20 protein-coding genes are annotated in these 26344 nt (G+C 41.9%); 14 read left to right on the top strand and 6 right to left on the bottom strand.

The genetic code is table 11. The features are described 5' to 3' along the window. The first annotated feature begins 1 nt into the window (after position 1). The 5 genes from ACP8HI_RS15070 (at position 2) to pulA (ending at position 7644) form a co-directional block, all read left to right on the top strand. Positions 2-1588 carry a UDP-glucose--hexose-1-phosphate uridylyltransferase gene (locus tag ACP8HI_RS15070; protein ID WP_438347041.1) on the top strand — a complete coding sequence of 529 codons (1587 nt, stop codon included), beginning with the start codon at positions 2-4 and terminating at the stop codon, positions 1586-1588. A gap of 163 nt (positions 1589-1751) precedes the next feature. Next, a complete protein-coding gene (locus ACP8HI_RS15065; RefSeq protein WP_438347040.1) occupies positions 1752-2915 on the top strand; it encodes an iron-containing alcohol dehydrogenase in 1164 nt (387 codons plus the stop codon). 217 nt (positions 2916-3132) lie between these two features. After that, on the top strand, positions 3133-3669 hold the full coding sequence (locus ACP8HI_RS15060) for a protease (RefSeq protein WP_438347039.1): 537 nt from the start codon (positions 3133-3135) through the stop codon (positions 3667-3669). After that, on the top strand, positions 3669-5192 hold the full coding sequence (locus tag ACP8HI_RS15055; RefSeq protein WP_438347038.1) for a flotillin family protein: 1524 nt from the start codon (positions 3669-3671) through the stop codon (positions 5190-5192). Before ACP8HI_RS15060 ends, ACP8HI_RS15055 begins: the two co-directional genes overlap by 1 nt. Positions 5193-5592: 400 nt before the next feature. Beyond that, the gene (pulA, locus tag ACP8HI_RS15050) at positions 5593-7644 is read left to right on the top strand and encodes a type I pullulanase (RefSeq protein WP_438347037.1); all 2052 of its coding nucleotides are present in this window, start codon (positions 5593-5595) and stop codon (positions 7642-7644) included. A 78-nt stretch (positions 7645-7722) separates the two neighbouring features. Here the strand turns inward: pulA and ACP8HI_RS15045 are convergent, their stop codons facing one another. Then, entirely contained in the window at positions 7723-8340 is a 618-nt protein-coding gene (locus tag ACP8HI_RS15045; RefSeq protein ID WP_438347036.1) for an acetate uptake transporter, read from the bottom strand. A 265-nt stretch (positions 8341-8605) separates the two neighbouring features. Between ACP8HI_RS15045 and ACP8HI_RS15040 the strand changes: the two genes are divergently transcribed. Both ACP8HI_RS15040 and ACP8HI_RS15035 read left to right on the top strand, forming a co-directional pair. Then, the gene (locus ACP8HI_RS15040) at positions 8606-9211 is read left to right on the top strand and encodes a 50S ribosomal protein L25 (protein WP_438347035.1); all 606 of its coding nucleotides are present in this window, start codon (positions 8606-8608) and stop codon (positions 9209-9211) included. A gap of 111 nt (positions 9212-9322) precedes the next feature. Further along, the gene (locus ACP8HI_RS15035; RefSeq protein WP_438347034.1) at positions 9323-10297 is read left to right on the top strand and encodes a diaminopimelate dehydrogenase; all 975 of its coding nucleotides are present in this window, start codon (positions 9323-9325) and stop codon (positions 10295-10297) included. Between the two features lie 190 nt (positions 10298-10487). On the opposite strand, the gene ACP8HI_RS15030 is transcribed toward ACP8HI_RS15035, so the two are convergent. The 4 genes from ACP8HI_RS15030 to trhO all read right to left on the bottom strand — a co-directional run bounded on the left by ACP8HI_RS15030 (position 10488) and on the right by trhO (position 13851). After that, complete coding sequence (locus ACP8HI_RS15030; RefSeq protein ID WP_438347033.1) at positions 10488-11702, bottom strand: DUF2812 domain-containing protein; 1215 nt, start codon at positions 11700-11702, stop codon at positions 10488-10490. Further along, positions 11695-12024 (bottom strand): PadR family transcriptional regulator, encoded by a 330-nt coding sequence (locus tag ACP8HI_RS15025; RefSeq protein WP_438347032.1) that lies wholly within the window; start codon positions 12022-12024, stop codon positions 11695-11697. The genes ACP8HI_RS15030 and ACP8HI_RS15025 overlap by 8 nt, the downstream gene beginning before the upstream one ends. A 264-nt stretch (positions 12025-12288) precedes the next feature. After that, on the bottom strand, positions 12289-12924 hold the full coding sequence (locus tag ACP8HI_RS15020; protein WP_438347031.1) for a helix-turn-helix transcriptional regulator: 636 nt from the start codon (positions 12922-12924) through the stop codon (positions 12289-12291). 15 nt (positions 12925-12939) lie between these two features. Continuing rightward, the gene (trhO, locus tag ACP8HI_RS15015; RefSeq protein ID WP_438347030.1) at positions 12940-13851 is read right to left on the bottom strand and encodes an oxygen-dependent tRNA uridine(34) hydroxylase TrhO; all 912 of its coding nucleotides are present in this window, start codon (positions 13849-13851) and stop codon (positions 12940-12942) included. Positions 13852-14080: 229 nt separating this feature from the next. On the opposite strand from trhO, the gene ACP8HI_RS15010 reads away from it, so the two are divergent. The 6 genes from ACP8HI_RS15010 (at position 14081) to ACP8HI_RS14985 (ending at position 20239) form a co-directional block, all read left to right on the top strand. Beyond that, entirely contained in the window at positions 14081-14458 is a 378-nt protein-coding gene (locus tag ACP8HI_RS15010) for a PH domain-containing protein (protein WP_438347029.1), read from the top strand. A 499-nt stretch (positions 14459-14957) separates the two neighbouring features. After that, positions 14958-15956: a LacI family DNA-binding transcriptional regulator gene (locus ACP8HI_RS15005; protein ID WP_438347028.1), complete on the top strand. Its 999-nt coding sequence runs from the start codon at positions 14958-14960 to the stop codon at positions 15954-15956. A 70-nt stretch (positions 15957-16026) separates the two neighbouring features. Then, entirely contained in the window at positions 16027-17004 is a 978-nt protein-coding gene (locus tag ACP8HI_RS15000) for an N-acetylglucosamine kinase (RefSeq protein WP_438347027.1), read from the top strand. Positions 17005-17029: 25 nt separating this feature from the next. After that, the gene (locus tag ACP8HI_RS14995; protein WP_438347026.1) at positions 17030-18352 is read left to right on the top strand and encodes a 6-phospho-beta-glucosidase; all 1323 of its coding nucleotides are present in this window, start codon (positions 17030-17032) and stop codon (positions 18350-18352) included. A 186-nt stretch (positions 18353-18538) separates the two neighbouring features. After that, complete coding sequence (locus ACP8HI_RS14990; RefSeq protein WP_438347025.1) at positions 18539-19228, top strand: phosphoribosylaminoimidazolesuccinocarboxamide synthase; 690 nt, start codon at positions 18539-18541, stop codon at positions 19226-19228. A 186-nt stretch (positions 19229-19414) separates the two neighbouring features. Continuing rightward, a complete protein-coding gene (locus ACP8HI_RS14985; RefSeq protein ID WP_438351847.1) occupies positions 19415-20239 on the top strand; it encodes a Cof-type HAD-IIB family hydrolase in 825 nt (274 codons plus the stop codon). Positions 20240-20500: 261 nt separating this feature from the next. Here ACP8HI_RS14985 and ACP8HI_RS14980 read toward each other — a convergent pair whose 3' ends face one another. Then, the gene (locus ACP8HI_RS14980) at positions 20501-24511 is read right to left on the bottom strand and encodes an S-layer homology domain-containing protein (RefSeq protein WP_438347024.1); all 4011 of its coding nucleotides are present in this window, start codon (positions 24509-24511) and stop codon (positions 20501-20503) included. A gap of 306 nt (positions 24512-24817) precedes the next feature. On the opposite strand from ACP8HI_RS14980, the gene ACP8HI_RS14975 reads away from it, so the two are divergent. Beyond that, positions 24818-26266 carry an extracellular solute-binding protein gene (locus tag ACP8HI_RS14975; RefSeq protein ID WP_438347023.1) on the top strand — a complete coding sequence of 483 codons (1449 nt, stop codon included), beginning with the start codon at positions 24818-24820 and terminating at the stop codon, positions 26264-26266. The last annotated feature ends 78 nt before the right edge of the window (positions 26267-26344 follow it).

Here is a 26344-nt window from a genome sequence, read left to right as displayed (position 1 = left end):
CATGGATAGTGCAACTAGAACTCCTGAACAAGATGAAGTTTTACATGCTATTGAGCGTCTTGTACATTTTTCCTACCAGCATAGCTTAATTAAGCAAGAGGATATTGATTATAGTCGCAACATGCTGATGGAGCTTTTTCGTTTCAGCGAACCTTTCGCAGGCGAAGTAGATTATTCACATGCAGGAAGTCCACAGTCTATGATCGATGTATTGATCAACTATGGGTATGAACTTGGGCTAATTCCTGAGAATAGTGATACTTATCGGGATTTGTTAGATGCCAAAATCATGGGGGTTCTGATGGCTCGTCCATCTGAAGTGATTGCGGAGTTTGAAGCTATTTCGGCTGAACGCGGGATTGAAGCGGCCACAGATACCTTTTATAAATTGAGCATAGATTCCAACTACATTCGCATGGACCGCGTGTCTAAGAATGTATACTGGAAGCAGGAGACGGCTTATGGCGATATTGAAATGACCATTAACTTGTCTAAACCGGAGAAGAATCCGAAAGAGATCGCAATGGCTAAGCTACTACCGCCCCCTGTCTATCCAAATTGCCAACTATGTCGGGAGAATGTGGGATATGCCGGGCGGATTAATCATCCAGCACGTCAGAATCTACGAGTTATTCCGCTAGAGATGAACGGAGAGCCTTGGTATTTCCAATACTCTCCATATGTTTATTACAATGAACATAGTATCATCTTTCATCGTGATCATGTACCTATGAAATTGACCAAGGATACATTGAAAAGACTTCTGTCTTTCGTAGATGTAGTTCCACATTATTTCATTGGATCGAATGCGGATCTACCTATCGTTGGTGGCTCAATTCTGACACATGATCATTTCCAAGGGGGTCGTCATACGTTCCCGATTCAGAATGCACCCAAAGAAGCGGTGTTCACGCACAATAAATACCCTGGAGTATTTGTAAGTATTGTGAAATGGCCGATGTCCGTATTGCGCCTTACTTCACAAGATAGTCAGGTCCTGCTCGAAAGTGCCAATGACATCTATGAATCATGGAAGCAATATAGTGATCCAGAAGCAGATATTCTGGCCTTTACAAAGAATGAGTCAGGGGAGGACGTCCCTCATAACACCGTTACGCCGATTGTTCATCGTACAGATGACGGCGCTTATGAAATGGCTCTGGTGCTTCGTAACAATCGTACGAATGAACAGTATCCAGATGGGATCTTCCACCCTCATCCAGAAATGCATCATATTAAGAAAGAGAATATCGGCCTGATCGAAGTGATGGGTCTAGCTATATTACCGGGAAGACTGAAGGAAGAGTTGGATTTGGTAGCTGATATTCTAAGTGGCGATGAACTGCTGTATACATCTGCTACAGCTGGAGAAGTTCCTGTGTTGGCTCAACATTTGGAATGGATCGAGGAACTTCTCGCTGAACATGGCAATCAATATAGTAAAGATGCGGCTGTGCAATTGGTTCAGCATGAAGTTGGCGAAAAATTTGTAGAGATTCTGGGTCATGCTGGTGTCTACAAGAGAACAGAAGCAGGACAGCAAGCGTTTAAGGCATTTCTACAGCATTTGGGATATAACCAATCCTAATATAATCAATGATAATGACCGTTCTTCCACTTTAGGGAGGACGGTTTGTTCCTGTATAGGGAAAGGTTTATACTATAGGAGTGACGTATTATCAAACCATGTGCAATAGGGCTTGATAGTACGTTGGGGAAATTACCAATAATTATCGGAGGCGAGACATATCATGATAGCATTTGAATTTAATAATCCGACCAAGTTAATCTTTGGAAGAGGGACGCTTGCTGCACTTAAAACGGAAGTTCCTAAATATGGTACGAAGGTATTATTCCTATATGGTGGGGGTAGTATTAAGCGAAGTGGTCTCTATGATAATGTTATAGCATTGTTAAATGAGATTGGGGCTGAAGTTACTGAGCAAGGTGGAGTAGAGCCTAATCCACGGTTGTCCACAGTTCATAAAGGTGTAGATTTGTGTAAAACGAAGGGAATTGAACTCATACTGGCCGTTGGAGGCGGAAGTGTTCTTGACTGCGCTAAGGCGATTGCAGTAGGTGCGAAGTATGATGGGGATATGTGGGACTTTTTAGAGCGTAAAGCTAGTCCACAAGCAGCGCTTCCCTTAGGGACAGTATTGACTATGGCGGCGACCGGATCAGAAATGAATGGCGGGTCTGTGATAACCAATGAAGTGACACAAGAAAAAATGGGTTGGGGTAGTTCATACGCTTATCCGGCATTTTCCATTCTGGATCCTGTACATACATTCTCACTTCCGAAGGATCAGACTGTATATGGTATGGTAGATATCATGTCTCATGTGTTAGAACATTATTTCCATGCAGAGCATAATACGCCCGTTCAGGATGGCTTCTGTGAGACGATACTACGAACAGTGATTGATACGGCTCCAAAGCTAATTGAAGATCTAGAGAACTATGAGTTGCGTTCCACGATTATGTACTGCGGCACGATGGCATTGAATGGTGTACTAAATATGGGGATGTCCGGAGATTGGGCCACTCATAATATTGAGCATGCGGTATCGGCCGTATACGATATCCCACATGGAGGTGGATTGGCAATCCTATTCCCGAATTGGATGACATATAATCAGAGCGTCGATATTGCACGCTTCAAACGACTAGCCATTCAAGTATTTGATATTGATCCATCAGGTAAAAGTGATGAGCAGATTGGATTAGAAGGAATCGAGGCATTGCGTTCATTCTGGAATTCCATTGGTGCACCAAGTCGCTTAAGCGATTATGATATCGATGCAAGCCAAATTGAAGCGATGGCTGATAAGGCGCTACGTTTTGGCCCATTCGGTAATTTTAACAAATTGGATCGAGAAGATGTCATTAAAATTTATAATATGTCACTCTAAATTATTGGAATAAGAATATGTTGGGAATAGGGGGAATGTTCGATCTGTGTCGTTTGAGATCACTCGAACATTCCCTTATTAATACTTCCGTAGAGACCGATATCATCTTTCAAAAGGAAGGCTCAGCTTAATGTAGAAGGAAATAAATGAAACAAAAGGGAATGTTAACACGTATAAGTTATTATGAACATAAAGAAGCCCGACAGGAGGGTGTATAATGGAGGCGCTTTATTTAGGCTGTTTGGTAGGAGGTGTATTATTTGCCTTAGTTACTGTAGTACTTGGAGATGTACTTAGTAATGCGCTAGATGGTTTTCTTGATTTCATGTCGGTGGATATTCTGAAGCCAACAGTAGTAGCAAGTGCAGTTACAGTGTTTGGTGGGGCGGGTGTATTATTAACTCGTTACTCTGGGTTGGATAATGTTCCTAACATGTTGCTTTCTATAGTGATTGCGATGTTCATCTCGGTTCTTGTGTTCTATTTATATGTTAAGCCGATGGAGAATAGTGAGAATTCCACCGGATACTCTATCCAGGACTTGGTCGGTAGAATTGGGGAGATCACCATCCCATTACCTGCACTTGGTTATGGAGAAGTCATGGTGAAGGTAGGAGCGGGGAATGTATTACATATTGCATCTAGTCTTGAGGGAGAAGAAGTACCCGCGGGCACTCGTGTTGTTATTGTAAAAGAAGCGGATGGTGTGCTACAAGTTACTGAATTCGAAAAAGGAAGAGGAGATGATGTCTAATGGAATCAATACCAGATTATTTGATTATTCCAGCAATTGTGATTGCCGTCATTATTGTACTTGGATTGGCATTTTGGGCTCGTTATAAGACCGTGGGACCAGATGAAGCAATGATCGTTACGGGTTCCTTTTTGGGGAATAAGAATATTTCAGACGAAGATGGGCGTAGAATTAAAATTATACGTGGTGGTGGAGCATTCATCATTCCTGTATTTCAACAGTCGCAATTCATTTCATTACTCTCACATAAATTAGATGTCTCGACACCGGAAGTATATACAGAGCAAGGTGTTCCTGTTATGGCTGATGGTGTAGCCATTATCAAAGTAGGAGGCTCCATTGAAGATGTAGTTACTGCTTCTGAACAGTTCATAGGAAAGCCTGTCGAATCATTAAGAAGTGAAGCGCAAGAAGTTCTCGAGGGACATCTTAGAGCGATCCTAGGTATGATGACTGTTGAGGAAGTCTACAAGAATCGTGACAAGTTCGCACAGGAGGTACAGGGCGTAGCTGCGCGCGATCTCAAGAAGATGGGGCTGCAGATTGTATCTTTTACAATTAAGGATTTGCGTGACAAACATGGTTACTTGGAAGCGCTAGGTAAACCACGGATTGCTACTGTTAAGCGTGACGCGGAAATTGCTGAGGCTGATGCGGTAAGAGATGCGCGTATTCAGAAGGCTAATGCCGAAGAGCAAGGGCAAAAGGCAGAGCTATTAAGAGATACGAACATCGCTGAAGCATCCAAGGAGAAGGAATTGAAAGTGGCTTCCTTTAAGAAAGTCCAGGATACGGCAAAGGCAGAGGCAGACCAAGCCTATCATATTCAAGAAGCACGTGCTAAACAGATCGTGGTGGAAGAGCAGATGCAGGTAGAGATCGTCCGCAAAAATCGTGAAGTTGATCTGCAGGAAAAGGAAATATTGGTTCGTCAGATGCAATACGATGCAGATGTGAAGAAGAAAGCGGATGCGGATCGTTATTCTGTTGAGGTTGGAGCAGAGGCAGATAAGGCGCGCAGAATGCTTGAAGCGGATGCTATGCAGTATTCAATCGAGACGCAGGCCAAAGCTTCTGCAACACAGAAGCGACTAGACGGGGAAGCAATGGCAGATTCAGAACGTGCACGCGGTACTGCAGATGCAGACGTTATTCGTCTGAAAGGACTTGCTGAAGCAGAGGCGAAAGAGAAATTGGCAGATGCATTCCAAAAGTACGGGGAAGCTGCAATACTCGACATCGTGATGAAGATGCTGCCTGAACTAGCAGGGAAAATTGCTCAGCCGTTGGCTTCGATTGATTCATTGACTGTCGTAGACACTGGAAAAGGCGAAGGAGCCGCTCGAGTTAGTAATTACGTAACGGAGCTAATGGCGACGGCACCAGCGATGTTGAAGAATGTTTCTGGGCTTGACATTGAAAGCTTGATTAAGGGATTTACTCAAAAGCAGCCTGTTGTACAGCCAGTGGCATCATTGCCTGAATTGGCAAAAGCACCTGTTGAGACACAATCTGAAGAATAGTCGATATAAACCCAAATATCAGAAAAAGAGATCGTTGTACAAATAATAGCAGGTCAAGGTGGTTATCCTTGACCTGCTATTTAGTTTTTTTTGGTCTATTGCAACTTGTTAAAGTAGATTATGGGAGAGCGAAATCCACGGTTGTTCTTCCTTTGCTCAAACATACTTGTGCTTGGATAGTGCCGGTGGCGAATTTCATAGTCACTTTCCGTAATTTTTTTTTTGTTTTGGGTGAAGATAAGATGAACAATGTATGCTCGAAGTAGCGCAGCTGTCCCTTGAAAACGATTATAAAACGAAACCACTAACAAAATGGATCATGCTCACATATGATATATTGAACGTGGAATGTGGATTATCGTAAGGTTCTCAATACGACATACGATGGTGGTGAAATTTCATGATCAATATAACGAATTATTACGAAGGTAGAGATTTGGGCTGTTGCTATGCGTCGAAAGGAAGCATGTTTAAAGTATGGGCGCCTACAGCAAGTCTTGTATCGTTAGTTATATATAAAGATTCAGGTCGTTACAATCGGCTTGGTCAAGTGACGAGGCACAATGAGGGTACTGAAATAGTGATGGTGAAGGATGTAGATGGTGTGTGGTCAAGTTACTGTGAGAGGGACTTGAAAGGTTTATTCTATATGTATAAAACGGAGTTTACAGATGGAATAGTTCATTATGTGGTTGATCCATATGCAAAGGCGGTTTCGGCCAATGGAGAAAGAACGGCCATTGTTGATCTGAAAATGACAGATCCACTCGGCTGGGACGAGGATGTGAAGCCAGCACTTTGTCATCCAACAGATAGCATCCTTTATGAACTGCATGTACGTGATTTCTCGATACATCCAGATTCAGGTGTAGTCAATAAAGGAGGGTTTAAGGCTTTCACAGAGTTCGGACTAAAAGATGTCAACGGGAATACGCTAGGAATCGATCATTTGGAGGAACTCGGTGTAACACATATTCAGATTATGCCGGTGTTTGATTTCAAAACAGTGAATGAGTTGAACGTTGGTCACCAAGATGCTTCTATATCGGAGTACAATTGGGGTTATGACCCTCAGAATTATAATGTACCAGAAGGTTCGTATGCTAGCGATGCCAGTAATCCAGCCATACGGATTATAGAACTTAAGGAAATGATTCAAGCTTTGCATAGAAAGGGCATACGTATCATTATGGATGTGGTTTATAATCATACGTATTTGGTCGAGGGCGGACCATTTGAAACGATTGTACCTGGCTACTTCTACAGGACGGATGATTCCGGAAGATATACGGATGGCTCAGGTGTGGGTAATGAGCTTGCTACGGAGCGTCCGATGGTTCGTAAATATATTAAAGATTCCGTGCGGTACTGGGCAGAAGAATACCATATTGACGGATTCAGATTTGATCTAATGGGTCTTATAGATACACTGACGATGAAAGAAATTGCCGATGAACTGCATGATGAAGTAGATCGTAGCATTATGATCTATGGAGAACCATGGACAGGAGGATTATCCCCGCTTACTCATCAGACATTGAAGGGAACGCAAAGGGGGACAAAGATCTCCATGTTTAATGACCATTTCCGTAGTGCGATTAAAGGAGATAGTGATGGAACGGGACGTGGGTTTGCTACAGGTGAGTCTGGTAAGGAGTGGGCCATATGGAATGGAGTATGCGCATCTATTCATGATTTCACGGAGTCTCCGATGGAGACAATCAACTACGTAACTGTGCATGACAACTTGAACTTGTGGGATAAAGTGTTGACGACTGAGGGGCTGCGACAAGAGGCTGGTATGCTAGATATATTCGGTGGTTTACGTGCGGATAGCGTGGAAGTGAAATTAACTGAGACAGCTGATCCTTATAAAAGTGTGGATCCAAAACAACCACTCACAAGTGACGTGGTTCGACGGAGTCTTCTTGCTAACGGGATTATATTAACATCACAAGGAATTCCTCTGATTCATGCAGGAGATGAGATGTTACGCTCCAAATTTGGTGATCACAATAGTTACCAAAGTGGGGACTCGATCAATGGGATCAGGTGGGATAACAAAGGGAAGTTTCAAGCGGTCTTCGAGTATTATCGAGGTTTGATTGAGCTACGTAACAATCATCCTGCTTTTCGTATGCATACTAGGGCACAAATTGAGAAGCATCTAGAAATGTTACAATGTAGTGGCAACGTAGTTGCATATCAACTGAAGAATCATGCCCATGGAGATATATGGCGTAATATTGTAGTTATCTATAATGGGAACAAGGATGCTGTAGCAGTAGATATTCCAGAATCCACAGCGGGTTGGAATATAACAGTCAACGATCAGAAGGCTGGAACGTCATTACTGGAGAGGGTCATTGGGGATACCGTCTTAGTTCCAAGGCTATCCATCATGGTGCTGTATCAAGAACAGCGCCCAACTCTTCTGGAAAAAAGAATGTAATACAAAAAAAAGTGGCAGGCTAAGGGGGTGACCTCAGTCTGCCATGTTGTTTTTTTATCTAGAGAAACATGTCTTTATTTACTTTTTGAAAATACCGAATGGTGAACCGAGGGGGAGAAAGCTACGTCCGAAATGAGCATTAAGAACAGAAGCACCACAGCCATATAACGATACGATAGCAATTCCCATTTCAGCATAAGCTGCAAGTGTATGAAATATATGAGTAGCGATACCGAAAGCATCAAACATTAATCCTAAGAAAAGTAAATCGATCAAAATAAAAATAGTGAAGAGTACTTTATGAGTCTCCATGGCACCAATGGTCATAAATAACGTGAACACTAGATAGCCTAGAAAGGCAAAACCTAATTGCTTGCTATCTATATCTGCGGCCAGTTGTGGACCGAATACACCTAACTTCATCAACCAACTGCTGGCAACTCCAAGCCAAAAAAGACCATAAGCACCGAAAGCCGTCATTCCAAATGTGTTGTTATGTTTAGCATCTTGAACACAAGCGAAAAGCTGGGCAAAAGCACCTAGGAAAATAGCCCATGGAATAATGTAGCCGAACCCTGATGTAAGTCCAAGCTTTTGTGAAGATGCGACGAGTGTTACCATCGCCAGACCAAATAGACCGATTCCACTAGGATCTGCAGTAATAATTTGTACGGATTGTTTCGTTTGTGATGACATAGTTGCCTCCAAATAAATTATGATAAGGGCTGAATCAAAAGCATAAGAAAAGCCCGAACAGCCTTGGATATCATATCACAGTAGTGGATGACTTGCACTCAGAGGAGTGGGTTACAAATGCTACAAATTTGTGACAAGTACACATTTTACTGAAATAACAATCATTGGATTTATAGAAAGATGTTTGAACATATGACTAATTGGGTAATAGATAGGTATGCCTGTAATTTGGCGTGTAACAATACATTCTATAATTGGAGGAATAATGATGACATTACTAATGATTACTGCTGAAAAAAGATTGGAAAACGGTCCACCATCTGTACTAAGAAATTTAAGAGCAAGCGGGAGAATTCCTGCTGTCGTGTATGGTCTGAATGCAGAGAGCCTTTCAGTTCATGTTGACGATAAAGAATTAACGAGAGTAGCTCGTACAGGGCGTTCCGAAATGTTTAAATTAAAAGTTGAAGGTATGAAGGATCTGTCCGTTATTATAAAAGATTTTCAGAAGAAGAGTGGCAAATGGAATCATGTAGACTTTTTACAAATTTCAGAGTCAGTGCCTCTCCGTATAGCTATATCTATTGACTATCAAGGTATTGCAGCAGGAAGTAAATTCGGTGGAGTGGTTCAGACCCTAGTAACAGAACTAGAAGTTGAAGGTCTGCCTGCGGAACTTCCATCTATCATTGAAATTGATATTTCTCACCTTGAGATCGGCGACAAGCTAGTAGCCACTGATGTGAAGTTGCCGAAGGGGATTACATTAGTCCCAACTACTGAAGAATTGTTACTCGCTTTAGTTGCAGCTCCACGTGTTGCCCTTGAAGGAGAAGAAGTAGAGGTTGAACCAGAAGCAATCAATAAATAATTTCTATATGCAATACTGGTTAATTTGAATTGGATTTGAAGCTAATTACTGTTTATAATAGGTACAGTCAAAGGAAATACCGGTTATAACATAATTAGTGGGAGGAAACATATGCAACAAATAACGATAGGAATTGTAGGCTACGGTAATTTGGGTAAGGGTGTAGAAAAGGCTATTCGACAAAATCCAGATTTAAAATTGGTGGCTGTATTTACTCGGCGTGATCCACAAGGCGTAACGGCAAGCGTACCAGTTCTGCAAATTGCAGAAGCTGAAAAGTATAAAGGAACGATTGACGTAATGATTCTATGTGGTGGATCCGCAAAGGATTTACCTGAGCAAGGACCATACTTTGCTAAATTGTTTGATACTGTGGATAGTTATGATACACATGCTTTGATCCCTGATTATTTCGCGAAAGTGGATGCTGTAGCTAAGGAGAACGGACATGTTAGTGTGATCTCAACCGGTTGGGATCCAGGTCTGTTCTCGTTAAATCGGATGTTAGGGGAAGCGATATTACCAGAAGGTAAAGAATATACCTTCTGGGGTCGCGGTGTAAGTCAAGGGCATTCTGATGCGGTTCGTCGGGTTGAAGGCGTTAAGAATGGGATTCAGTATACGATTCCTGTTGATGCTGTTGTATCTAAAGTACGTGCAGGTGAAAATCCAGAGCTATCCACTCGTGATAAGCATTTACGTGATTGTTACGTTGTGGCTAAGGAAGGTGCTGATCTCGTACGTATTGAAAAAGAGATCGTTGAAATGCCTAACTATTTCGCTGATTATGATACAACGGTAACCTTCATTACGGAAGAGGAATTAAAAGACAAGCATTCTGCTATGCCTCATGGAGGTAATGTACTTCGGAGTGGTCGAACTGGAGACAATAATACACAAATTATTGAATTTGGATTGAAGCTTGGTAGCAATCCAGAATTTACAGCGAGTGTTCTAGTAGCCTACGCTCGTGCAGCTTATAAATTGGCGAAACAAGATCAGTCTGGTGCAAAGACGGTCTATGATATTCCATTTGGTCTGCTATCACCGAAATCTGCAGAACAATTACGTAAAGAGTTGCTGTAGTAGTCCATTGTATTCCCGTCTTTGATAAATGAAGCGGCTTGAAATAAAACCTATCTTTCATCATGAAAGATAGGTTTTATTCAAATATAAGTAAGTATTAGTTTCACTTGATACTCTATTCCTTATATTTCCGCTGAAACGAGTGTCGTCTTTGAAGAAGGACGGCATAACCGTTTCTACTTGGTTGTCGTTACGAATGATAGTTATAACGCTTTCTAAGTCGTCTGTAATACAGCCATGTTCTGACCAAGGACGAGCCAATGGTGAGGCTAACAAGCATAAGTGAAATCATGCTCATTATTTGTATTTTATCAAATCCATTATTAAACTCAAGTTCCATATTCAACCTTATATTAACAATATAAATGATGATCAAAGGAAGAAATAGACATGAATAGGTGATCGCTATGCGTCTTGCATGTTTTAAATGGTGTGACTTGTCACTGTAGAGCTGTGGTCTATCTTCTCCCTCTGAATATTCACGGCTCCATATGGACCATTTTTGAAAAGATGAATTGGAAATAAAAACACTCTTCCAGCCAGAATCTCTGTGTATGTCATTATAGCTATTATCGGTAATATTTTGATAATCAGCACAATAACTTACCTTGCGTGGGCGATCTACTCTAAAATAGAAAGTGGTCCCTAGTTTACTCATACGAACAAGGTTATAACCTTGTTCTTCCATGGTTTCGAGCCACTCTTCAAGCTTATCCGGAGCGTAGATCCACCCGAATCTTCTTTTAACAACTATTTGACCAGAACGCTTCAATTGCTTTTCTTCATGTTTACTTAGTCTTCCTTCATCATGATCCATCCCGTAAAATTTATTTTGCTGTATGTTTTCACTGATTAATTTCTTGTTGGTTTTATTGATTTTGACGACAGAATAGATAGTAAGAATCCATAGGGATAATACAGCGCCCATATAAAAATATGTGATGATCCAAAAGGGACTTTTGACAACTGTAAACGATGCATCTTCGGAAGAAAAGATAGTTAAGCTAATTATAGTGACGAAAAAGATAGTCATAGTAGTCATATATATTAAAATACTACCGAAAATGTACATAATCACTCTATTATGTTTGATAATGCCTTCACGAACAGGGGAGGTTTTAATTTCCTCAAGAGGATTTTCATTCGAAATTATATACCAGTGTCCGCTCTGTAGAATCTTCATCCAACCATCATCTATTAAAGCTCTAGACAATGAATCAGCTTGTATTTTATCGTATCCTATTCGATAAGTTATTCTTTTTGGATCGCCTTTTTTAAAGAAAAAACAACGTGTTCCTCGATTCAATTTCACGAAGCAATAACCCTTTTCGGCCATAGACGAGAGCCATTCTTCTGTTTTGCTCACATCATAGCTCCAAAATGGCCTAAATATTTTTTTAATCATTAAAGTCCTCCTCGTATTTTAATGCATTCTGGTGCAGCTCTTTAAGTCTATTTATCTCAACAGTAATTAGATTTTTTCCAATGTCAGTAATTTCATAAACGGTTCTTCTCTCCTCATCGGCAAATACAGTAATAATCCCATCTTTCTGCATTTTTGTTAGAGTTCCGTAAACCGTACCCGATCCTAATTGAACTCGTGATCTTGAAATTTCCTCTACATGTTTAATAATTCCATATCCATGGAGCGGCTTTGTTAAGGATAGGAGAATATAAAACGCCGTTTCTGTCATGGGTACATACTTTTTTAGCACTTTTTCAATCATGTCTAAAGTGATCACCTTTCTGCTATTATGTTAGCTTTATAATAAAGGTTGCAATGAAGAGTTATATCGCAAGTTGATATGTCATGGTATGACTATATCACGACGTGACATAGTTGTAAATATGAGATTATTTGATTGGGAATTCCTTTAGCATAATAAGAAATTTAACATCTAGCTTTACGAGCTATGTACAAAAAAATGCGAGGGGCTGTCCCCTAGCCATTTTCATGACTTATGGGACAGTCCTTCGCATTTTTGTTCGGATCAAGCTTTAGAATTAGCAATAACATAAGAACAATTGGTGCCGCCAGTGGATAAGCACTCTGTACGATTCACATCAACTTGTAGAAGCGATTTGAATAATTCAAGCTCACAGTGACAAGCATGTTGATATTGATTAGCAATGTGAGAGATGGGGCAATTATGTTCTTTTATAATAAAAGTTCCATCGTCAAATTCTTCGCATTCAGCCATATATCCGTTCTCGTTCTGAATCTGCGTAAGTAGAAGTACTCTTTCAGATAAAGGAAGACCTGTCATGGTGGTTTCATATTTCTGCTCTAGCTTGCTCTTGCGTCGCTCGAAGAGAAGGTTAATCATATCTTGACCTGATTCCGCTTCAAGCTCACCAAGTAAATCTAGGGCCAAATTATGATACGTTTTAGGGAAGAAACGTTCTGCCAGCTCACTTAACCGATAGAGCGCCGTAGGCCTACCCATGGATTGACGGATCATACTGTATTCAATATATCCGTCCCTCTCAAGTGTGCTCAAATGTCGACGAACGGCCATTTCAGTAATTTTTAGTTCGTTTGTAATATCCTTTGCTGTTAAAGGTGCCTTAGTCTTCAGCATGTGGACAATTTGTTCTCGAGTGGAGAGTTCAATAGGTTTATTCATTTGAGCCCTCCATAGTTAAACTTGTTTTTGTACCATATTATTGGAATGCTCTTCACATTCATCTGAGCAGAATCCGCGATGTAATTGTTCACACTCTTCGCAGCATATATGCTTGGCATGACAGAGAGTATATCCACAGTTGATGTATCGATCTTCTGACTTGCCGCAATGATGGCATTGGCTGATAACGACATCTTCAGAAGTATGGTTAATGGGTACGGAGATACGTTCATCGAATACGTAACATTTACCATCGAAAAGTCTTCCCTGGACTTCAGGGTCTTTTCCATAAGTTACGATTCCACCATCCAATTGTGCAACATCATTAAATCCTTCATTCATTAAGAATCCTGTCAATTTCTCACAACGGATTCCTCCTGTACAATAAGTCAGTACTTTTTTATCTTTGTATTCGCTTAAATTATTTCGGATCCATTCAGGGAACTCACGAAAGGATTCGACATCAGGACGGATCGCATTACGGAAATGACCAATCTTGTATTCATAATCATTTCTTCCGTCGATCACAATGACATCGTCTTGCTGAAGTTGTTCATGGAATTCGGTAGGAGATAATCTTTTTCCGCTTAATTCATTAGGATCTAGATGTTTCTCATAACGGAAAGTGACGAGTTCTTCCTTGTGTCGTACGAACATCTTCTTGAAAGCATGCTCATGAGATGGATCGATTTTGAAAACCATATCAGCAAATAGAGGATTTTCATGAAAATCCTTCATATATTGCTCCGTTTGTTCAACAGTTCCAGATAAGGTACCGTTAATTCCTTCTCCAGCAATAATTATTCTTCCTTTGACGCCGAGATCTTTACAATATTGCAAATGATCTGCAGTAAATTGTTCGGGATCAGGAATGCTTACAAATTTATAATACAATAATATGTTGTACTGAAGTTGATCTTGGGACATGACTTAATCACCTTGCCTATTAAATTTTTATTCTACTAATTGTAGATGACCTTGACCTACTTAGTCAATATAGAAGTATATTAAGTCTGAAAACAGATATTCGAGCAGGTGAATAAATACATCAATTTAATTATTATTTGGAAGCAGGTATATTAGATGAAGAAGAATTGTAATAAGATGGAATAGGAGGTCTCGTAAAGAGAATAAAAAATTTGAGGAGGAATGACAGATGGGTTTCTTAAATGGTCTGCTGGGAAATGCTTCTCAAGTGGATTTGTCAGAGGTTCGGAAGGAGTATGCTCAAATCTTAGCATCTCAAGAGGTCATCGAGAGAGCCTATAAGTTAGTGCGTGACATGTTTATATTCACCGACAAGCGACTAATTCTGGTCGACAAACAGGGAATAACAGGGAAAAAGATGGAATATCACTCCATTCCTTACAAGAGTATTTCACATTATTCCGTAGAGACGGCTGGGCATTTCGATCTTGATGCGGAACTCAAAATATATATTTCAAGTAGTTCAGTTCCTATTGTCAAGACATTCAATAAGAACGTCAGCATTTATGAGGTTCAAAGCGTTCTATCACAGTATGTTTTGAAATAGTGTGTTAAGCTGATTGTAAAAAGGGGTGTCCTAAAAGCCGGAATAATCAGCTTAGGACACTCGTTAGATGCGGTATCCAAACGTAACTTCAAAAAGAACACCATTTAATATCATAGTAAAATAGATATTGCTTATTTGTAAATCATCCACTATGATATTGTTATAAGTTATCCTGAAAGTTAAAGCACTTAAACTTTTGGGATTTCTGGTACTCAAAAGGATATAATTAATAGGGATAGTTTACTGTAAAGTTAAAGCGCTATAACTTTATAGAGTGCAGAAAGGTTGGTGATTCCGTGACCCATCATGATGATCGACGAGAGATGCCGTACATGTACTTGTACATATCTCCTTGGATCATCGGAATTCTTGTATTCGCTTATCAGTGCTCCTATACAGTTTCTGCTCGGAATCATATGCTTAGCGGTCAGCCTTTCGTCCATGTATACTAAGGATAAGTATATAGGTACGGAAAATCTGCCGCAAGGAGAATTTATAAATGAAGGTAAGTATTTTTGATGTAGCCAAAAAGTCAGGATTGTCAGTAGTGACGGTCTCTCGTGTGTTAAATGGAGTACAATCTGTACGGGAAAATAACCGCAAAAAGGTGCTCGACACGATCAAGGAGCTGGATTACCGCCCCAATGCGGCTGCTCGTAGTCTTGCTCGTGGAAAAACAGGTATCATCGGCTTGATCATGACGACTCTACAGGATTCATTCTTCGATGCAGTTGTCAAGGAACTTAACGATGTGCTCGCGCTGCATGGTTACTTTCTTGCAGTCTCGGTATCTACCAGCATCAGTTCGGATGGAGATCACTATCTCATTCAGGAAGACCGAGTCGATGGATTGATCCTACTCTCACCTGTGGAAGAGGATAGTTATATTTTAGAATTAAAGCGCCGCAATATCCCGTACGTGCTGATCGACAATCAGAAGCCCGAGAACGACGCCTTTTCAGTAACTATCGACAATTTCAAGGGTGGATACGAAGCAACCAATCATTTGCTCGATCTGGGTCACACTTCAATTGCCCATCTGTGCGGTAGTGAGATGTTCCGGAGTACGCGTGAACGCCGCAACGGATTCTTGCAGGCTCTGCAGGAGAAAGCGCTAACTCCATTTGAGATGGTACATGGCGATTTCGAAATTGAATTCGGTTATGAGACTTGCCGGAAGTGGATTCACGACGGTAATCTACCTACTGCAGTATTCGCTGGGGATGATAATATTGCCCTGGGTGTGATAAATGCCTTGATGGAAGCCCAGATACCTGTTCCGGAACAGGTATCTATCGTCGGCTATGATGATCAATACATTGCTTCACAGCTTCGCCCGTATCTAACAACGGTCCGCCAGCCAGCTGATCAGATTGGACTTGCTGCGGCTGATATGCTACTGAAGCGGATAGATGGTTCGATGAAGCGTGCTTCAAGCATTAAAATTGATCCGAAGCTGATTGTAAGGGAATCAACGGTAGAGAGTAAACGTTTCTGATATTTTATCAATTATAGTGTGAGTTCAAAAGATGACTATTTGAACGACCTCTTAATAGGAGTGACAATCATTGGCTTACTACTTGGGAATAGATGGGGGAGGTACGAAGACGTACGCCCTGCTGACTGACGAATATGGAAACGTGCTTGGTAAAGGCAAGAGTGGTAATGGCAACCACCAGATTAATGTTGATATAGCAGCCAATAGTATTCGAGAAGCTACGCTAAGCGCACTCTCGGAGGCAGGTCTTCAGCTTGAAGACATCCGACATGCTTACTTGGGTCTTGCAGGTGCGGATCGCGAAGTGGATTATATGATTCTGCATCCGATCATCCGTAACATTGGATTTACGAATTATACCATTAACTGTGACACTATGATCGGGCTCCGGGCAGGAACCAATCATCCATATGGCATTTCTATCATCTGTGGTACGGGAACCAACTCTGCTGGAAGAAATACACAAGGTGAAGATTATCAATGTGGTGGTTTTAGTTATATGTATGGTGATTTTGGTGGTGGAGGCTCGTTGAATATTGAGGTATTCCGCTCCGTTATCCGTGCATGGGATGGTCGTGAGCAGCCTACTTTATTAACCGACCTGTTGCTTCAGCTTCTTGGTTACGACGCCGTGGAAGTTATGTTTAACGATTTTCAGGATTATGGAAAACAGGTACCTGTAGACGCTGTCAGATTGCTGTTTGAAGCAGCAGCTAAAGAGGACGTTGTGGCAATAGAAATTTTAAATCATCAAGGCGTTGAACTTGGCAAATCGGCTGTTGCTGTCGTGAACAGGCTAGGTATGGCAAACGATGCATTTGACGTTGTACTTGTCGGTAGTCTGCTGACAAGAGGGGATCGTGGCTGGATTCGTGGTCCTATCGAGCAGGCGTTGCTTACGGTTGCACCTCACGCGTCAGTCGTTACATTAACGACTGAACCGGTTGTTGGTGCTTTGTGGTCTGCTATGGAAGAAGACGGACTGACGATCAGCGAAGAGGTACATGTGAGAATGCGGTCTTTTTCTGATTTTGAACTTATCAAATAAACGATACGATTGGATGTGAACAATAATGGCAACAAAGCAAGGATTGAAAATAGCTGTTATCGGCGGAGGATCTTCTTATACTCCTGAGTTAGTAGAGGGTTTCATTCTCCATTATGAAGAACTTCCTGTGCGTGAATTGTGGCTTGTTGATATTGAATCCGGATTGCATAAGTTGAATATTGTTGGTGATTTAGCGAAGCGTATGGTTGAGAAATCAGGGCTTCCCATCCAGGTTCATCTGACAACGGATCGCCGTAAGGCCATTACCGGAGCTGACTTCGTCAGCACCCAGATGCGTGTGGGTATGTTGGATGCGCGCGGTCGAGACGAATCCATTCCACTGAAATACGGCGTCATCGGTCAGGAAACTACCGGTCCTGGTGGGATGATGAAGGCATTACGAACCATTCCTGTTCTGCTTGATGTCTGCCGGGATATAGAAGAGCTCGCCCCTGACGCGTGGTTACTCAATTTCACGAATCCGGCGGGGATGGTAACTGAAGCTATTCTCAAGTATTCTAATGTCAAAAGCATTGGACTGTGCAATGCGCCGATCGGTCTAATTAAGCAGGTTTCAGCTAAGTATGAGGTTGAGCCTGACCGTGTATACGCTGAATTTGTAGGATTGAACCATCTTCATTGGATTACCCGTATTGATGTCGACGGTGAGGATAAACTGGACGAAATGTTAGCAGACACGGCTGGATACAGCGCTAAGAACGTGCCTGCCCGCGAGTGGAATCCGGAATTTCTACAGTCGCTTCGGGCTTTACCTTCATATTATTTGAAATATTTCTACATGACTGATGATATGTTGAAAGAGCAGCTTGAATCCATCAAGAGTGGCGGCAACCGTGCCGAAGTCGTCAAGCGCGTAGAAGCAGAACTGTTCGAGCTATACAGTGATCCAGAACTAAAGGATAAACCGAAGCAACTGGAGCAACGTGGTGGTGCCTTTTATTCTGAAGCAGCTGTGAACCTGATGAGATCGCTTTATAACGGTACTAACGATATTCAAACGCTGAATGTAGCGAACAACGGTATTATTGACTTCCTACCGGACAATGCAAGCATAGAAGTCAATTGTGTCGTCACAAAGAACGGTCCTCTTCCGCTACAAGTGACGAAGATCCCACGTTCTGCCGTAGGACTTATCCATGCAGTCAAAACCTACGAGCAACTCGCCATAGAGGCTGCTGTAACAGGAGATCGCGGTCTAGCTATTCAAGCGATGGCTCATCATCCGCTCGTGCCATCTGTGGAAGTAGCTATTCAGATGTTGGACGAAATGCTGGAAGCCAATAAGGAATATTTGCCACTGTTTTTCGCATCAGATTCGGTATCTTAAGAGCTTGAATAGCTGAGCGATTCGTTTTACAAATCATAAATGACAGCCCCGAACAGGATTGATCTAGTTCGGGGCTGTCATTATTTTTGTTGGTCTGATGGATGGAAAGGATATTGGCTGTTCGAATTTCATGTTATAATACACAGTAAAAGAGTATCAATTCTGATTTGGAGAGGAACTGTCATCATGAAATTAATGTACAAGGGCAAAACGAAAGATGTATTTGCGTTAGATAATGGTCATTATTTACTGAAATTTAAAGATGATGTAACTGGAGAGAATGGGGTATTCGATCCTGGAGCCAATACCGTTGGACTAGTGATGGAAGGAGCAGGTCGGGCAGGGCTTAGCTTAACGAAATTCTTCTTTGAGAAATTGAGAGAAGCGGGAATCCCTACGCATTATATAGATGCTAATATTGAAGAGGCGGTGATGACGGTAAAGCCAGCAACCGTATTCGGCAAAGGGCTTGAAGTTATTTGTCGCTATAGAGCTGTTGGTAGCTTCCTCCGCCGTTATGGCTTATATGCGGAAGAGGGTCAGTCATTAGATGGCTTCGTTGAAGTTACACTTAAGGACGATGAACGCTTAGATCCGCCCATTAGCAAAGATGCACTCGATATGCTAGGAATACTTTCAGCGGATGAATATGAAACATTGAAAGACCTTACGAAGAAAATTAGTGATGTTATTAAGGCAGAGATGAGCATCAAAGGTATTGAACTGTATGATATTAAATTAGAGTTCGGCAGAGTGGACAAGGACAAGCAAATTGTTCTGATCGATGAAATCTCCGGTGGAAATATGAGAGCTTACAAAGATGGGAATTATATAGAACCGTTGGAATTAGAGAAAATGATGCTAGAAGGCAACTAAAATTGCAAATGAACCAAAGGGCACCCCAAGCGGGTGTCCTTATATTTAAAGTATAAGTTTCACGCGATACTCTATTCTTTATATTTCCGCTGAAACGGGTGCCATCTTTGAAAAAAAGGACGGCAGAGCCGTTTCTACTTGGCGAATTGCACTCATACTAATTTTTTTTTGAAGGGACGTAATATGATGACTTATAAAATGGTAGTACTAGATTTGGATGATACGTTGCTCCGGGATGATCATACGATCTCACCACGCACGAAGAAGGCATTAATGGACGCACAGGAGGCAGGCGTTAAAGTTGTCCTTGCGTCAGGTCGTCCTACATTTGCGATGACGCATATTGCTAAGGAATTGGAGCTTGAGAAATACGGAAGTTTCATTCTATCTTTTAACGGGGCCAATATTACTAACTGTGCAACGAACGAACAAATATTCAGCAGTACGTTATCACCTGAAACAGTACATGAGCTATACCATATTAGTAAACAAGAAGAAGTATGGATTCACACCTATATCGGAGATGATATCGTAACACCCGCAAATAATGAGTATACCAATATCGAAGCTGAAATTACGGGAATGCCAATTATAGAACAAGAAGATTTCGTCGGAGCGATCCAAGAGCCAGTTGTTAAGGTGTTAATGGTAGGTGCACCTGAAAAGTTGGTTATATTGGAAAAGAAACTGCAACAACAACTTGAAGGTAAATTGACTGTTGTAACGTCCAAACCATATTTCTTAGAATTCACAGAATTTGGTGTAGATAAAGGGACGAGCTTGCATCATCTCATAATGAAACTAGGCATTAAACAAGAAGAAGTTATTGCGATGGGCGACAGTTACAATGATCTTGCGATGATTAAATTTGCCGGTCTTGGTGTGGCTATGGGGAATGCGCCCGATGATATTAAAGAAATCGCCGACTATGTAGCAGATACGAATATGGAAGATGGCGTGGCAAAAGTCGTTGAATCGTTTATTCTTAGCAAAATTGAGCAGACGAAATAAATTGATATGATGAGGCGGACCTGTTTATTCTCAGCGAATAGGAAATATGCTGTGTTAGTCAGATCATAGATTTGGTAGTGTCGAGTTCAATATGATAGGAATGGGGCATATTAAACTGATTCTCGATGGACAAAGCATAAGCTTAGGACGTGACAACAAACATTCCTTATTTTGCAATCAAGTTGTATGACTTGCTCGATCTCTTAAACAACGAGAAAGCCGTTCTAGCAATGTATGCTAGAACGGCTTTCTTTCAGTCCATTATTTGTAGAATAATTTCATTACATTGTAGATCATTATGGCGCTTTCGGCACGTGTAGCCGTATTAGCGGGATCTAGCTTGCTTGGCGATTTGCCTTGCATCCAACCCAGCTCAACCGCAACCGTAATCGCCTGTTCCGCCCATGGGCTTATTTCAGAAGTGTCTGCGTATTGTAATTGTTCTCCTTGTACGTTTGGAAGTCCATATCCTTTTTCGTATGCACGTACAAGCATTAGGGCCATCTGTTCACGTGTGATGGACGCATATGGATCGAATCGATCCATGGCTACGCCACTTACAACACCAGCGGATACTGCAGCTGCAATATCCTTCGCATACCAGTCTTCCGGTGTTATATCGCTGAATTCAGTCTTCGTCGAGTCACTTGACTGAAGATCGAAGGCGTGTACAAGCATCGTAACGAATTGAGCCCTCGTTAATGTTTCCGTTGGACCAAATTGAGCTTCAGTTACACCTTTAAACACATGCTTGGCACTCAATGTCCGAATAGCTGTGTCAGCCCAATGATCGTTTGGTACATCTGTGTACGACTTGTTATACTCGAACACACCGTAATTTCCAACACGGGTCACTTCGGCTTCGATCCACTTACCGTTTCTTTTGCCTCCAACGAATTCCAGCTTGTCGTCTTCATCAATATAATAGATGCCGAGCAGCTTACCATCGACTTGTTCGCCAATATCGATCTGTAATTTCACTGGCTGCTTAAACTTCGAATAAGGAAGCTTTGCACCCGATTGAAGTTGAAGATTTAATTCTATAGGTATGATCGCGCCAGCTAACTGTATTTGAACATGCTCTTCACCTTGTACGCTGTTAGCAATAAGCTTCGCTTGCTCTGTACTGCGTTGACCCAACGTGAGGGAGATGAACGAACTAGCGTGTTGTGTAGAACCAAGTGTGTTTATTAGATCCTCTAGCACAGCCACCGGCAACTTGATAATGATGTGCTCTTGCACAATTTGCAGCATTTCATCAGCAATTAACTCTGCTGCATTCGTTGGCAGTAGTAGTTCATTCGTATTACTGTTCACCATAATCATTGTTGATCCTTGCTGGGAGCGTAACTGGCTGGCTGGCACCACTTGTGTTGTTTTTTTCTTAGAGTCAACAGGAGTTGTCTGTTTGACAGGCTCCGATGATTCCGATCGTTCAGGTGGATTCGTAGGATCTACAGGATCTGTAGGATCCACGGGATCTATAGGATCTACGGGATCTACGGGATCTATAGGATCTACGGGATCTATAGGATCTATAGGATCTAAGGGATCTACAGGATCTGTAGGGTCTACGGGATCTACAGGATCTACAGGATCTACAGGATCTACAGGATCTACAGGATCTACAGGGTCTACTGGATCTGTAGGGTCTACTGTATCCTGTATCCTAGGTAGTTTAAACAGCTTCGCATTATCTACATAATAGATGTCTCCGTTATCAGCCATTGTCATTAAATTAATTGTTTTACCAATCAACAGCTGCTTTGCATGTAATGTTTCTGGATCAATCATGAATAGTTTTCGTCCAATTGTCGAATACAACATGCCATCTTTATCCCAACGGAGATGGTAAGGGCGATATTTACTCGTTGTGTTGGGAGACATGGTGATGATCTTGCTCTTCACAATATCCATCGTTTCGGGATCCATCGCGAATATGGCTGCCTTGTAACCCGTCGCTGCATCCACAAAGCTGTCTAATACGCCCCATATCAGACCATCGGGTCCTACGGACAATTCACCAATAATTTGAACTTTGCTATCAATCCCATCCACCTGGGGAGTGAATGAATTCTCGATTTTTTTCGTATCGAAATTGAAACGGAATACAGTGGCATTATCATTCATTGGAGCTGGAGTCGCACTGCCACTGCCGCTGAATGCGGTTGTGCTGCCGAATAGTTTACCGTTATGATAAGCCAATCCAATAATTGTGCGATTCTCAGCAGGATTAGAGAATGTTTCGGATGTAACACCTATGACTTTGTTCTGAGCATCTTGAACTTCTTCCATAATCGTCAATGCCCCATCGAAACGGCTACCCGAAGGGAATGTGCCGACGAATAGCTTCCCATCGCCACCGGTCATGACATAAGGTCGGTTTTGATCTTCAATTTTCAGAGCAAGTCCGGGGTTGCCCCAGCCGAATTGATTGTATTGGAGAGGTTCTGATAAATCCATACGATACATTTTGGCACCTGTATAGGTTCCGAAATAAGCAGCCCCATTAAAGAAACCAATGCTTTCAGGTTGATGGAATGTCGGATAATCATGAACAATCTTCCCACTGGCAATATCATATATACTCATCCCGCGTTGGAAGCCGCCTATATATAACAGTCCTTCATGATGCTCCAAGGTATTAATGGGAGTCCCAATGACCGGAATCTGTGCTACATAGGATGCATATTCTCCGCTTGCTGGATCAAAAATGATAGTCTCACCATAAGCCGCCATACTGTACAGTACGTTGCGACCGGCAAAATCCCCCGAAGCAGGTGTAATCCACTGATGGGCTTTAAATTCCGTATCAGGAAGAGGCTGCTTAATGGCCGTGACTGCCGTAGGTTCACTATTAGTTTCCATATTGTAGCTAAATAATTGCTCACCTACTTTGTAGTAGATGATATTAGGCTCTGTTATTGAGGGTGGAGATATTTTATTTTGGAATGGAAGCTCTCTAACGAATGTATTATTTTTATCTTCTTTCAGAATATAGACTTTATCGCCAGCATACACGAATAGATGTCCGCCGTAGATGTCTACTGTTGAAAGTGTCTTTTTCTGACCGCTAATAGGCGGTATGTGAATTTCAATCGTTTCTTTCGTTGCTCGATCAATCCGCATAAGGTGAGCCAATTCACCTACTCCGACATAAACATATTGGTCTGTCACACCGAGTCCTCGTGCATACTTCTGCTCAGCTTTACTTACTCCAAGGTCTGTAAAGCTATTCTGAGCGATATCATATTCGAATACCTTTCCCATATTAGTGGCATGGAATGTACTTCCATATATTTTTCCGTCATTACTTGCTTTGATATCATAGATCGTTGTGTTTCCAGTAGGGTTAACTCCCAAGTTCTCTATCTTCTTATCCTTGACTAGGTAGCGATAGAGCTTGCCGGAGGACCCGAAATAAATATTATCATCTGATCCTTTCGCAATTCCCCAAACGGGGTCGTTCGCGCCAGCTACGCGTTCAGTGAATTTCTGCTCACCCGTAATGGCATCGACGACTGTGAAAGCACTTGGTGATCCCGTCGTTGTTATATACTGCTCATGCTTCCCATCTGGTCCTATGCCAAATGTAGCGGCTTGTGACAATCCAATCTTCACCATTTCGCCGAGATCCACGGCTTGATCTTCATAAGGAGCATCAAGTTCAGCTTCTATGGATTCTATTTTTTTCTCAAAGACGACATCATCGATGTATACTTTTGTACCTACACCTGCAGGCGATTTATAGTACCAGATCTCCGCATAGGAAGCAGTTACAGGTGCAAATACTTCCAGCTGTTTTAATTCCCACGCCATTGGTTTGTTAGCCAAAATATTGCTGTCCACGACGAACTTTCCGTTACTGTCATAATACTTCACATAAATACCTACACTCTTCGCAGCAGCATAGACCGACGTGGTTACTCGATAAAAGTTACCTCCTTCAATTGAAATCTTGTTACTTTTAAATTCGATTCCTTTCTTCGGGCTATGATCTTCTAACTTTAAGCTGCGGAAACCAGACTTAACATAAGTACTGTCGGTGACAGATACGGCTTCAGCAAGGAGGCCATCGTCAGTACCGGTAATATTAATATTCCATCCTGGAAAGCTGCCATCATCATTAACCTGTTCAAACCCTGGGTTTTCAATAGTTACCGGTACGTACTCAATGTTAGGTTGTGCTTGCGCCTTCTGGATCATCGGCGTAAATGCCGGTATGGCAAGCAACATGCTCAGTATCACCATAATGACTCGTTTCGACTTCAATTGAACATCTTCCCCTTCACTTTGGATTTTTTAGAGTGTATTCTAGACCATACTATACAGCCTAGACTCTAATGATAGCGCTGTCAATACTAAAAAGTAAGTGTTTCCAGTCTATTACTCCGCTAGAATTCCCTAGGCTATATCTAGTGGAAAGTGAGCTTATTTCCTTAATATCGCTGTGATTTTCATTGTTTATAATGTTTTTTTTGAAAAGTCCATTTTTACATATGTCTTTTTTATGGTAAACTTCACCTTGAAGATGCTTCTCTTTTTATAAGATAAGATATAAGTAAATGAGGCGAAATCATGGCAAGACCAACTCAAACTGAATTTAATCAACGAATTCAGCATTTAATAGTTCAACTCCGAGATCAAATTTACAATGGTTGGATCCAACCGAATGAGTATCTCCCTTCGGAGCTTCGTTTAGGGAAACAATATCATTTAAATAAAGAGTCAGTAAGACGTGCATTGGATGGGCTCGTCAAGGAAGGCTTGATAACGAAGGTGCGCCGGGTGGGCAATCAAGTTAACGATCCTTCCATGTGGCTGCGGGGATCTAATCGATCTGAAGCAAGCGAGCATTGCGGGTCTTCCGGCATGACAACAATTGAATACGGACAAACGACACTTCGTTTCGCTTATCATCCATCTTTACTTAATGAAGCGAATCTGCAGCAGTTAGTGGATTCATTCGAGGATACTCATTCGGGTGTGCGCGTTCAAATGATGCCGACAGCATTCCCGATTGAGTATGCCGATCATGGACTAGCTGACGTGGTCACCGTTACTTCTTGGGACACGATGAAACGACGGAACCATTCACACAGCGCGCGTCTTAGTCATTTGACGTCAGCTCCCTATGACGATGCAGCTAGCCCAAAACTGAACATTCCGTTTCTAGATCCCCATTCGTCGAACAATCAACGTCTGATTGCGACGCCGTTCTTGTTCTCACCGCTTGTCCTTTGTTATAATCGTGCACACTTTGTGGAATGCGGTATAGAGGTGCCAGACGGAACTTGGACCTGGTACACACTGCTAAATGCTGTTCGGAAGCTGACAAGCCGTTTAGATGTATGGGGCTTCGCAACGCATATTCAATCGATTAATCGCTGGCCGATCTTCTTGTTGCAGAATGGATTTCATTTCCGTCCCGACGAGCCAGGGAAGCGTGTGATCGATGATCCAGCGCTATGGGAAGGCTTGCGGATAGCTCGTGACCTTATTCACAAGCAAGGAAGACCGATATCGTTGTGGACGGAGGACAATTCGGATACAGAGCAATTGTTTCTGGAGGGTAATGCCTCTATCATCCTGACGACGTACTTTGGGCTCAATCGGATGTATAACTCTAGTCTTGATTATGCGCTAGCACCGCTTCCAATTATTACCAATTCGGATACGTTGTTGCTTGTCACAGGTCTGTCTGTTCATAGACATTCACCGCAGCAAGATTTGGCCAACCAATTTGTTAACTACTTAAGTTCTTTCGAGGCGCAGTCACATATACGTCGACAGACCCTTTCATTACCAGCACACGCGAAGGCACTTTCACTAACGGATGGATTGCTTGGCAATCGGCCCCAAAACGAAGACGTATATATGAGTATGTGGCCCCATTGTCGACAATATTCCGACCTCGGACTTGATGCTGATATGATAGAGGCCGTCCGTTTACAGCTTAAGGGCTATTGGTCACGTATGGAAGATGAAGCAGAAGTAAGCGCTCGTCTAGAGATGCTACTCAGATAAGGAAAGAAGTAGAAGCGTGAGCCCGATGGGTTTACGCTTTTTCGAAATATAAGAAATAAAGTATAAGTTTCTGTTTGG

It is taken from the genome of Paenibacillus sp. FA6, assembly GCF_051550225.1.
Taxonomy (GTDB): domain Bacteria; phylum Bacillota; class Bacilli; order Paenibacillales; family Paenibacillaceae; genus Paenibacillus_AQ.
The sequence above is the reverse complement of the archived record's forward strand: the minus strand, read 5'-3'. Positions and strand labels throughout refer to the sequence as shown.

Coding starts and splice junctions, on each gene's coding strand:
- ACP8HI_RS15005 (WP_438347028.1), top strand. CDS start 14,958: ATGAAGGTAAGTATTTTTGATGTAGCCAAAAAGTCAGGATTGTCAGTA.
- ACP8HI_RS15020 (WP_438347031.1), bottom strand. CDS start 12,924: ATGAATAAACCTATTGAACTCTCCACTCGAGAACAAATTGTCCACATG.
- ACP8HI_RS15060 (WP_438347039.1), top strand. CDS start 3,133: ATGGAGGCGCTTTATTTAGGCTGTTTGGTAGGAGGTGTATTATTTGCC.
- ACP8HI_RS15045 (WP_438347036.1), bottom strand. CDS start 8,340: ATGTCATCACAAACGAAACAATCCGTACAAATTATTACTGCAGATCCT.
- ACP8HI_RS14975 (WP_438347023.1), top strand. CDS start 24,818: ATGGCAAGACCAACTCAAACTGAATTTAATCAACGAATTCAGCATTTA.
- ACP8HI_RS15070 (WP_438347041.1), top strand. CDS start 2: ATGGATAGTGCAACTAGAACTCCTGAACAAGATGAAGTTTTACATGCT.
- ACP8HI_RS15035 (WP_438347034.1), top strand. CDS start 9,323: ATGCAACAAATAACGATAGGAATTGTAGGCTACGGTAATTTGGGTAAG.
- pulA (WP_438347037.1), top strand. CDS start 5,593: ATGATCAATATAACGAATTATTACGAAGGTAGAGATTTGGGCTGTTGC.
- trhO (WP_438347030.1), bottom strand. CDS start 13,851: ATGTCCCAAGATCAACTTCAGTACAACATATTATTGTATTATAAATTT.
- ACP8HI_RS14995 (WP_438347026.1), top strand. CDS start 17,030: ATGGCAACAAAGCAAGGATTGAAAATAGCTGTTATCGGCGGAGGATCT.
- ACP8HI_RS14990 (WP_438347025.1), top strand. CDS start 18,539: ATGAAATTAATGTACAAGGGCAAAACGAAAGATGTATTTGCGTTAGAT.
- ACP8HI_RS15065 (WP_438347040.1), top strand. CDS start 1,752: ATGATAGCATTTGAATTTAATAATCCGACCAAGTTAATCTTTGGAAGA.
- ACP8HI_RS15010 (WP_438347029.1), top strand. CDS start 14,081: ATGGGTTTCTTAAATGGTCTGCTGGGAAATGCTTCTCAAGTGGATTTG.
- ACP8HI_RS15030 (WP_438347033.1), bottom strand. CDS start 11,702: ATGATTAAAAAAATATTTAGGCCATTTTGGAGCTATGATGTGAGCAAA.
- ACP8HI_RS14985 (WP_438351847.1), top strand. CDS start 19,415: ATGACTTATAAAATGGTAGTACTAGATTTGGATGATACGTTGCTCCGG.
- ACP8HI_RS15040 (WP_438347035.1), top strand. CDS start 8,606: ATGATGACATTACTAATGATTACTGCTGAAAAAAGATTGGAAAACGGT.
- ACP8HI_RS15055 (WP_438347038.1), top strand. CDS start 3,669: ATGGAATCAATACCAGATTATTTGATTATTCCAGCAATTGTGATTGCC.
- ACP8HI_RS15025 (WP_438347032.1), bottom strand. CDS start 12,024: ATGATTGAAAAAGTGCTAAAAAAGTATGTACCCATGACAGAAACGGCG.